We start from the raw sequence: 8,336 nt of genomic DNA, 5'->3' as shown, positions 1-8,336 counted from the left end.
GACCGGACAACGATCAGCACCGATCACCAGTCACAAGATCTGAGGCTGTAGTACTAGTACTCCAGCTGTAGATCGTGATCTTCATGTCTGCGTTGCGGCTTGTCGCCGGTAGTGGCTGGTCTGGGATCGGGCCTGATGGCGACGTCGCCAGTTGGACCAGGCGAGACGGTGGGCGGTGTTGTGGACGGACTGGACGACGATGGCGATGAACAGTCGCTGTACTTCGTTGCAGGACAGCGGGATCAGGTCGGCGGGGTCGGCGGCCCGGTCGTGTTCGTCGGCCCGGACGACGGCGAGGAAGGCATGGGCGAGCATCGCCAGAGTGACCCAGCGGGTCCAGGACACGAATCGTCGGACCTGATGCTCATCAAGTCCGGCCAGACCCTTTCCGGCCTGGAAGGTCTCCTCCACCCGCCACCTTGATCCGGCGACCCTGACCAGGGTGGTCAGCGGCACGGCCCCGGGCGAATAGCAGCGGTAGTAGGCGAGTTCGCCGGTGGCACGGTTGCGGCGGATCAGCAACTGACGGTGCCCGGGGCCGAGGTCGACGGTGTCGATGACGGCCCAGTCGTAAAACCGGTGCCCCTTCGCGCCGGCCCCGGCGGACAGCTTCTGCCAGGCCCGCCTGGGCAGCTTGCCGGCCAGGGCGTCGGCCCTGAACTTGCCTGCCTGGGTGGTGATTCCGGCTGAGCAGGCGACGGCGAGGACGTAGCCCATGCCGCGTGTTTCCAGTGCGGCCCGCAGTTTCGGGTTGCCGCCGTAGACCTCGTCCCCGGCCGCCCAGGCGGCGTGGTGCCCGGCGTCCAGGAACCGTTCGATCATCACGGCGGCCAGTTCCGGCTTGGTCGCGAAGGCCCGTTCCTCTGGGATGCCTGCGGCCTGGCAGCGGTCGGGATCGGTGGTCCACGCGCGCGGAACGTACAGCTCTCGGTCCACCGCGGCGTGCCCGCGGCTGCCGGCGTAGACGAGGTAGACGGCGACCTGGGAGTTCTCGATCCGGCCCGCGGTGCCGGTGTACTGCCGCTGGACCCCGACGGTGTGCGTGCCCTTCTTCACGTCGCCGGTCTCGTCGACGACCAGCACCGCCGCGTCATCACGCAGATGCTCGACCACGTAGTCACGGACGTCATCACGGACCGTGTCCGCATCCCAGGACGCCCGGGACAGCAAGTGCTGCAAACCGTGCGGAGTGGGATCCCCGGCCCACTCCGCGATCGTCCAGCAGTTCTTGCGCGGCAGGTCCGCCAGCAGACCGAGCACCAGCCACCCGGCCCGGCGCCGGGGTTCAACCCGTGCGAAGCGGCCCGCGATCCTGCCCATCAGGGCCTCGAACGCACCCCGCCAACGGGTGGGATCTATGCTGTGACCTGCGGCCACCGTCTCTTCGTCAGTCCACACAACTCACGATGATCAACGGTGGCCGCACCTGTGTCCGCACAGGCCCTGACCAGCGAGATCAGCTAGACTCGACTCAGGGGGCATCTCAAGGACGGAGATGACTCCATGCCCGCCATCCTCTTCGTCCGGATCACATCCGGACTCGATGCGCAGGAGTTCGAGCGGCGCCTGCTGGAGCGGCGGCCCCGCTTCCATGACGTACCCGGTCTCCTGCAGAAGGTCTACGGCCGCGACAGCGCAACCGGCGACGTGTGCGGCATCTACTTCTTCGAGAGCCGCGAGGCGCTCGACACGTTCCGGGAGACCGAGCTCGCCCGCACAATCCCTGCCGCGTACGAAGCGGTAGAGGTCCGCCGCGAGGTGTACGAGGTGCTCTATTCGCTGCGCCCCGACCGGGGGCCCTTCGCCGAGTCCGGCCATCCGGCGGACACGACGGCGTGACCCGCCGACGACTGGCGCGACCGCACCAGACCGAGCCAGCCCGTGCCGGCCACTACCAGCGCCAAGCAGCCCAACAACGCAAAGATCACGATCTACAGCTGGAGTACTAGACGGCATCCCGCTGGTCCAGCCACTTGAGAATGGCCTGGTTCGTTTCTTCCGGCTTCTCCTGCTGGATCCAATGACCGCAATCCAGACTGACTACTTCCACATTCGGCACGAATTCTGTGAGTCTTTCAGACCTCGCGACCATATCGCGGTCGCCGTAGATCATGAGGGTGGGCTGTTGGATGATCGGGTCCACGTCCGCCAACAGGCACCAGTTGCGGTCCAAGTTTCTGTACCAATTCATACTGGCCGTGAACCCTGATGATTCGAAAGCGGAGACGAGAACAGCCAGTTCACTGTCGCTCATTACGGGATCACCGAGTGGCGTTTTCGCTCTGGCGAGGTCGACCAGCGCCATACCCGGCTGAGGCTCCCTGGGGGGCTCGTTCTTCCGGTACAGGTTGCGAAGGAACTGGAAGGTTTTGTCTTCGAACACGGCGTCCGCGACGCCTGGCTGCCGATTGAAGTGGACGAAATAGAAGTCGCCACCAAGCATATCTTCCATGAACTCGATCCAGGGCTTCTCTCCGCGCTCCTGGTAAGGCAGGCTCAGATTGATCACCTTGTTTACACGGTTCGGATGCAACAGGGTCAGTCCCCAGACGACGAACGCGCCCCAGTCATGGCCGACGAAGGTGGCGTCTTCGTATCCGTAGTGGTCGAGGAGTGCGACGAGGTCACCCGACAGGTGCTCGATGTCATAGTCCGTCACTTCGACCGGGTGGGACGAATTGCCGTAACCTCGCTGGTTCGGTGCGATGACGTGGTAGCCGGCTGCGGCGAGGGCGGGCATCTGGTGGCGCCAGGAGAAGGCGTGCTCCGGCCAGCCGTGGCAGAGCACGATGGGCTTTCCCGCGTTCTCTCGGCCTGCTTCGAAGACTTCGAGTTCCACACCGTTGACCGGAATGAGGGTGGGCTTGGGAAAATCGGCTGGATTGAACATTTGCATTTCCTCTCTGGGGGCGTTCGCTAGCGGTCGACCTCCTCGGTGAGGTCATGTCGCCATCCTGCTGCCCGAAACCGGTCACCGCATGACCGGTTTATGTGAGAGTTTTGTCGGCGTGCGAACCGACCGGCTGGTGGCCATCCTCCTCATGCTGCAACGGCGCGAGCAGGTGACAGCAGCAGAGGTCTCCCGAGAGCTGGAGGTCTCCGAGCGCACCGCCCGGCGCGACCTCGACGCCCTGGCCATGGCCGGGGTGCCCGTGTACTCCGTGCAGGGGCGAGGCGGCGGCTGGCGCCTCGTGGGCGGCGCCCGTACCGACCTGTCCGGGTTGACCGCCAGTGAGGCCCGCGCCCTGTTCCTGGCTGTCGGCCCGGCCTCGGCTGCGACGCCGGCCGTGAAAGCAGCTCTGCGCAAGCTCGTCCATGCTCTGCCGGAGCCCTTCCGGGTGCAGGCCGAGGCAGCAGCGTCGTCGCTGGTCATAGACCCGCAACGATGGGGGGCGAGCCGGGTCGAGCACCGGCCGCCTCGCTTCCTCGACGAACTCCAAGACGCGGTGATCCGCGGCGTCCAGGTGCGGCTCGGCTACGTCGACAGCAAAGGCGTCGACACCCAGAGAACCGTCCACCCGCTGGGCATCGTCGCCAAAGGTCCGGCGTGGTACCTCGTCTCCAACACCGAGACCGGCCGACGGGCCTTCCGGATCGACCGCGTGTCGTCCGCCGACCCGACCGACGATCCCGTGCACCGACCCGAGGACTTCGACCTTGCCGAGAGCTGGTGCGAGATCGCCGACGAGGTCGACCGCAAACGAACGCCGCTGGAGATCCAGGCGGTATGCACACCCCACGGGATAGGCATACTCCGGATGGCGCTCGGCGGCCGGCTCGACGTGGGAGGTTCCACGACCGACGGCCGCATCGAGGTCGTGATCCGCGGCCACAACGAGTACATGCTCGCCGGCGAGCTCGCCGGGCTGGTCGAATGGCTCGAGGTGACCGGCCCTCCGGGTGTCCGAGACCACCTGGCCTCGATCGGCAGCGCGCTCGTCGAACGATACGGCTGACCGCGCACCAGCGGAGACCTTCACGCTTCTTGAAGCGGACGAGACAGAGTTTCGAGAACAGTTCCGCTCAATAGCGTGGGTATGTCCGTTCCGGCAGACGCCCGGTCACGACGTCGGCGGGTCCGCCGGCTTGGCCCGCTGCGGGTGGACCGTCTCGTGCCGGACCAGCATCGCCACGCACTCGGCGATCCTCCGGGTGCGCGTCTCGGCCCGCTTGACGGCATTGACCCGGCTGATGAGGGCGAAGCGGTTGGTCTTGGTGAGCACCTCGAACATCGCCTGCGCCGCTGGGTCGGCGGCGATCGCGGCTCGCAGGTCGGCCGGCACCTCCGCTTCCGATGACGGCGCATAGGCGGCCGTCCACCGCCCGTCGGCCTTCGCGGCGTCCACCGCGGCGCGGCCGGCGGGCAGCATCAGGCCGGCCGCCTCCAACCGGGCCACGTTGGCGACGTTGCGCTGGGACCAGACGCTGCGGGGCCGGCGCGGGGTGAACCGCCTCCAGGAACTCCCCTCGTCGCGCTTGCGGGCCTGTCCGTCGATCCAGCCGAAGCACAGTGCCTCGTCGACCGCCTGCTGCCAGGTCAGCGTGGTAACGGAGCCGCCCTTCCTGGTCAGGGCGAGCCACACGCCAGGAGAGGCGGTGTGGTTGTCCAGCAGCCACGCGCGCAGCGCCGCGCCGTCAGCAACGATCAACTCATCCACCTCGGTTCCGGTCACCACCGCAGGTTAGTGCCGCAACCCGGTGTTGCGACCTGTCGGGGGTGACTCGTTGAGCCCGCAGCGTCGGTGTCGGCCTGGCTCGCCCTCACCGAAGCCACCGTGGAGAACGGCTGCCTGCACATCGCCCCCGGCTCCCACGAACTCGGCTACCTGTCGCATGAACTGGAGGCCGAGCACGGACAGCGACGCGGCCGCGCGGACCAAGCCGTCCTGGCCGAGGCCGGGTTCGGGCATGGCGACGCTGTTCCCGTCCCGGTCGCGGCAGGCGACGCCGTCCTCCTGGGCGTCGCGCTGCTGCACCGCTCCGGCCCCAACGCCAGCGACGTGGCGCGCATCGGCCTGAACGCCCGCTACGGCTCACGGGTGCGCTGGCCAACATTGACCCCGGCACAGCCGACGGCCGACTCATGCTCCAGGTGGTCGGCGCCATGGCGGAATTCGAGCGCAGCCTCATCAAGGAGCGCACCCGCGCAGGACTGGAAGCAGCCAAGGTGCAGGGCCGCACCGGCGGACGGCCGTCTGTGGTCGATGAGGACGTGCTCACCGTGGCCCGTGCCAGGAAGGCGAAGGGCGAGAGCGTGAGTGCCATCGCCAAGGCTCTCGGGGTGTCCCGAGCCACCTTGTACCGCCACCTCGGAGAGAGCGTCTGAGGTAGGCGTAACGATGCCTGCCTCTGCCGATCAGGGGGGAGATCGCCTGAGGCGGGCGCAGGGGCGCGCATCGCCCGAAGCGTGCCCCTTCCGGCGCACCCGGGTCGTGGTGCTCGCCGTCGTCCCTCAGCGCGCCGGGGGCTGTCATTCACTCACCCCGGACCACCACCGCGAACGACGTGCAGATCCGCCGGAAACCCTTGTGCCCGCTCCGGCCGGTGTGGCTCATGCACACCACGTCGACCGCCGCGCCGTCCGTCGAGGGCGTCGCCTTCCAGTCGCACCACAGGCACTCAGCCTCGAAGGTCACGTCAGTATCCGGGTGCTGCGTGATTCGATGCCTCACGTACCGCATGGCGGAGCGCACCATCACTTGACCCCATGTTCTTCCCGCAGGTGGGTAAGGAGTACGACGTTCGCATCTGACGCCTTCGAGAAATCCCCGACTGATCGGGCGTTGATCCGAGTCACAGCAATACCGAGGCACTCGTGACAGCTCGCTACAGGTTCAGGCTCTGGACGCGGCGCTGTCACATGCACAGGTCCCGTCATCGTCGTCTTCGGCGGACTCATTACGTACGGCCTCCCCGACTGTGTCTCTGGCGAAGGATGATCCCGTGGAATGTGCACCCGTTCGCACTTCATGCACGTTGTGGACTGAAGATCATGAACGGCATGCAGCCGACCACGTTGAGAGTTTCGCTCTCGCCTCCTCCCCGAACAGTGCGCGCTCCTCGTATCCGGAGAACTCGTTGAGATAGCTCTGAATGTCGCGGACGTCGCGGAGCACGAGGCTTCCGGCTGATGTTTCGACAGTGGCCAGAGAGGCGTCATAAATGGTGAATGTGTTCAGAGGAGTTGTGGGAGTGGTTGTGCCCACAGGGATCACACCAACACGTACGTTGGGGAGGTATGTCAATGCGGACAAGCGGTCCATCTGCTCGGCCAACGCCAGCGGGGTGACAACGGGCCAGCGAACCGCTTGTTCCGTGAGGATGAACGTGAACTTTTTGGAAGCGTCGTAGAGGATCGCTTGCCGTTCCAGCTTTCCCGCTACCGCTTTGCGTGTATCCGCCGGAGAGTGCGCGAGGCTTGCCCGCACGTACTCCGGGGTTGCCAGAAGGCCGGTGACCATGGAGAGCAGGAAGTAGCGCACGTGCGTCGAGGAGGCTTCCAGTGCCTTCAACTCGGCCTGTCTCGTGCCCAGCCCCTTGCGGCGCAACTCTCGAAGGTTCCGCCATTCTGTGTTGGCCATCCTTGCGAGAGCCGAGATCTCGTCAATCATGCTCGACGGCGCGTCAAGGGCTCTCAGGATCTGCTCGACGTCAACCAAGGACGGCCGTACCTTGCCGTTTTCAATCCGGCTCACTTTGGACTGGGACATGTTGCAACGCGTGGCAAGCCGGACCCCGGAGAGTCCGGCCTGCTTGCGAAGTTCTCTGAGCTTCACAGCCAGTTCGTGACCGGACTGGCCAAGTTGCTCGGGCTCGAACGTCACCCCTTCACGTACTCCAGAAACGGCACCGACTCGGCCACTGCGATTCTCTGGTACTCGATGAACGGCGTGGGATCGCCATCGTGCAGTTCCCGGTTGACCTGTGTTCCGTCCTCCTCGTAGTTCATGAGGACGACTGTCGACCGGTCGAAGAGCCAGAAGTCGCGTACCTCCGACAACGGGTTCTCCCGGTCGGTTACGTCGAGGATTCGGATTTCCTCGCCGGCCAGCGCATGAGGAGCGTAGTATCGGGAGAACTCGAACCGAAGGTACTCGGAGAGCGGTTGAGCCAGTACATGCACCCGCCCTTTGTGTTTCCCCTCGCTCTGTAGCCGCTTCAGGTCTTCCGTGTACGCGGACGAGTAGGAGTGCGGATCGATTCGCTTACCGGAGCGGAATGCTTCCAGCTCTTCGGACTCCTGGGGCACGAGGTACTGAGGCAAGGTCTCCAGCCGCCACGCCTCCGACTGGAATTCCCGGAACTTCGCCCGCCACCTGTCACCATCCAAGAGCACGGAAGGCCTCCCGCAGAACATTCTCTGGGATCTCCACCAGTCCCTCGCCCTGGGGTGGAGCAAAGGCTGTGGACACGTCGCCTTGTACGACGAAGGTTCCGCGTTCCGTGCGGTACACGTTCGGGCAGTCGTCTTCACCGCACTCGCCGTTGCCGTTTCCGGTAAGCCGGGTCAGTTCCTCGCGAGCCATGTCGAAACCCCCTGGTTCATGGCCTCGGTTGGGGCATCGAGTACGACGGTACGAGGAGGCGTGGCTGAACGTCTATGCAGTCACGTGACTATGCGCGTTGTCGCATAAACCTGGCGCCCAAGATGCCGCTTGCCTTGAGCGGGCTCGAAGGCGTTGGCTTGGGGACCATGGAGTACACGCAGCTCGGACGCACGGGACTCAAGGTCAGTCGGCTGGTGCTCGGCACCATGAACTTCGGACCTCAGACCGACGAACCCACCAGTCACGCGATCCTGGACTCGGCGCTGGACGCGGGGCTGAATTTCGTGGATACGGCCAATGTCTATGGCTGGGGCGAGAACAAGGGCCGTACGGAATCGATCATCGGCAACTGGTTCGCCAAGGGCGACGGCCGCCGCGACAAGGTGGTCCTCGCCACCAAGGTGTACGGCAACATGGCCGCCGAGGGCGACGCCTGGCCCAACCACGACAAGCTCTCCGCGCTCAACATCCGCCGCGCGGTGGACGCGTCGCTGAAGCGCCTCCAGACCGACCACATCGACGTCTACCAGTTCCACCACATCGACCGCTCGACCTCCTTCGAGGAGATCTGGCAGGCGATCGACGTGCTCGTACAGCAGGGGAAGATCCTCTACGCGGGTTCGAGCAACTTCCCGGGGTACAAGATCGCCCAGGCCAACGAGACCGCCGCCCGGCGCGGCGGGACCATCGGGCTCGTCAGCGAGCAGTGCCTCTACAACCTCGCCGAGCGGCGCGCCGAGATGGAGGTCATCCCGGCCGCGCAGGAGTACGGGCTCGGGGTCATCCCCT

At 65.6% G+C, this 8,336-nt stretch carries 11 protein-coding genes and 1 pseudogene; 5 read left to right on the top strand and 7 right to left on the bottom strand.

The window, feature by feature from the left end; all coding sequences use genetic code 11:
- Positions 1-81 precede the first annotated feature (81 nt).
- Positions 82-1,320 carry an IS701 family transposase gene (locus RB628_RS38490; protein WP_318325299.1) on the bottom strand — a complete coding sequence of 413 codons (1,239 nt, stop codon included), beginning with the start codon at positions 1,318-1,320 and terminating at the stop codon, positions 82-84.
- A 183-nt stretch (positions 1,321-1,503) separates the two neighbouring features.
- Here RB628_RS38490 and RB628_RS38485 point away from each other — a divergent pair, with 183 nt between their 5' ends.
- A complete protein-coding gene (locus RB628_RS38485) occupies positions 1,504-1,839 on the top strand; it encodes a YdhR family protein (RefSeq protein ID WP_318325298.1) in 336 nt (111 codons plus the stop codon).
- Between the two features lie 106 nt (positions 1,840-1,945).
- Here RB628_RS38485 and RB628_RS38480 read toward each other — a convergent pair whose 3' ends face one another.
- The gene (locus RB628_RS38480; RefSeq protein ID WP_318325297.1) at positions 1,946-2,890 is read right to left on the bottom strand and encodes an alpha/beta hydrolase; all 945 of its coding nucleotides are present in this window, start codon (positions 2,888-2,890) and stop codon (positions 1,946-1,948) included.
- A 118-nt stretch (positions 2,891-3,008) separates the two neighbouring features.
- Between RB628_RS38480 and RB628_RS38475 the strand changes: the two genes are divergently transcribed.
- Positions 3,009-3,956, top strand: a complete 948-nt coding sequence (locus RB628_RS38475) for a helix-turn-helix transcriptional regulator (RefSeq protein ID WP_318325296.1) — start codon at positions 3,009-3,011, stop codon at positions 3,954-3,956.
- Between the two features lie 105 nt (positions 3,957-4,061).
- Here the strand turns inward: RB628_RS38475 and RB628_RS38470 are convergent, their stop codons facing one another.
- Complete coding sequence (locus tag RB628_RS38470) at positions 4,062-4,676, bottom strand: YdeI/OmpD-associated family protein (protein WP_318325295.1); 615 nt, start codon at positions 4,674-4,676, stop codon at positions 4,062-4,064.
- A gap of 66 nt (positions 4,677-4,742) precedes the next feature.
- Between RB628_RS38470 and RB628_RS42815 the strand changes: the two are divergent.
- A pseudogene (locus tag RB628_RS42815) lies at positions 4,743-4,952 on the top strand (phytanoyl-CoA dioxygenase family protein); the annotation flags it as partial.
- Positions 4,953-5,044: 92 nt separating this feature from the next.
- Positions 5,045-5,326, top strand: a complete 282-nt coding sequence (locus RB628_RS38460) for a recombinase family protein (protein WP_318325300.1) — start codon at positions 5,045-5,047, stop codon at positions 5,324-5,326.
- Positions 5,327-5,474: 148 nt separating this feature from the next.
- Here RB628_RS38460 and RB628_RS38455 read toward each other — a convergent pair whose 3' ends face one another.
- The 4 genes from RB628_RS38455 to RB628_RS38440 form a co-directional block, all read right to left on the bottom strand.
- Entirely contained in the window at positions 5,475-5,636 is a 162-nt protein-coding gene (locus RB628_RS38455) for a hypothetical protein (RefSeq protein ID WP_318325293.1), read from the bottom strand.
- A gap of 354 nt (positions 5,637-5,990) precedes the next feature.
- Positions 5,991-6,824 (bottom strand): helix-turn-helix transcriptional regulator, encoded by an 834-nt coding sequence (locus RB628_RS38450; RefSeq protein ID WP_318325292.1) that lies wholly within the window; start codon positions 6,822-6,824, stop codon positions 5,991-5,993.
- On the bottom strand, positions 6,821-7,336 hold the full coding sequence (locus tag RB628_RS38445) for a DUF6879 family protein (RefSeq protein WP_318325291.1): 516 nt from the start codon (positions 7,334-7,336) through the stop codon (positions 6,821-6,823). The genes RB628_RS38450 and RB628_RS38445 overlap by 4 nt, the downstream gene beginning before the upstream one ends.
- Positions 7,320-7,526 (bottom strand): hypothetical protein, encoded by a 207-nt coding sequence (locus RB628_RS38440; RefSeq protein ID WP_318325290.1) that lies wholly within the window; start codon positions 7,524-7,526, stop codon positions 7,320-7,322. Before RB628_RS38440 ends, RB628_RS38445 begins: the two co-directional genes overlap by 17 nt.
- Positions 7,527-7,693: 167 nt before the next feature.
- Between RB628_RS38440 and RB628_RS38435 the strand changes: the two genes are divergently transcribed.
- On the top strand, positions 7,694-8,336 hold a 643-nt coding region (locus RB628_RS38435; protein ID WP_318325289.1), incomplete at its 3' end, for an aldo/keto reductase.

Origin of the sequence: Streptomyces sp. ADMS, from assembly GCF_033441795.1 — a bacterium.
In the GTDB taxonomy this organism is placed as follows: Bacteria; Actinomycetota; Actinomycetes; order Streptomycetales; family Streptomycetaceae; genus Streptomyces.
The sequence above is the reverse complement of the archived record's forward strand: the minus strand, read 5'-3'. Positions and strand labels throughout refer to the sequence as shown.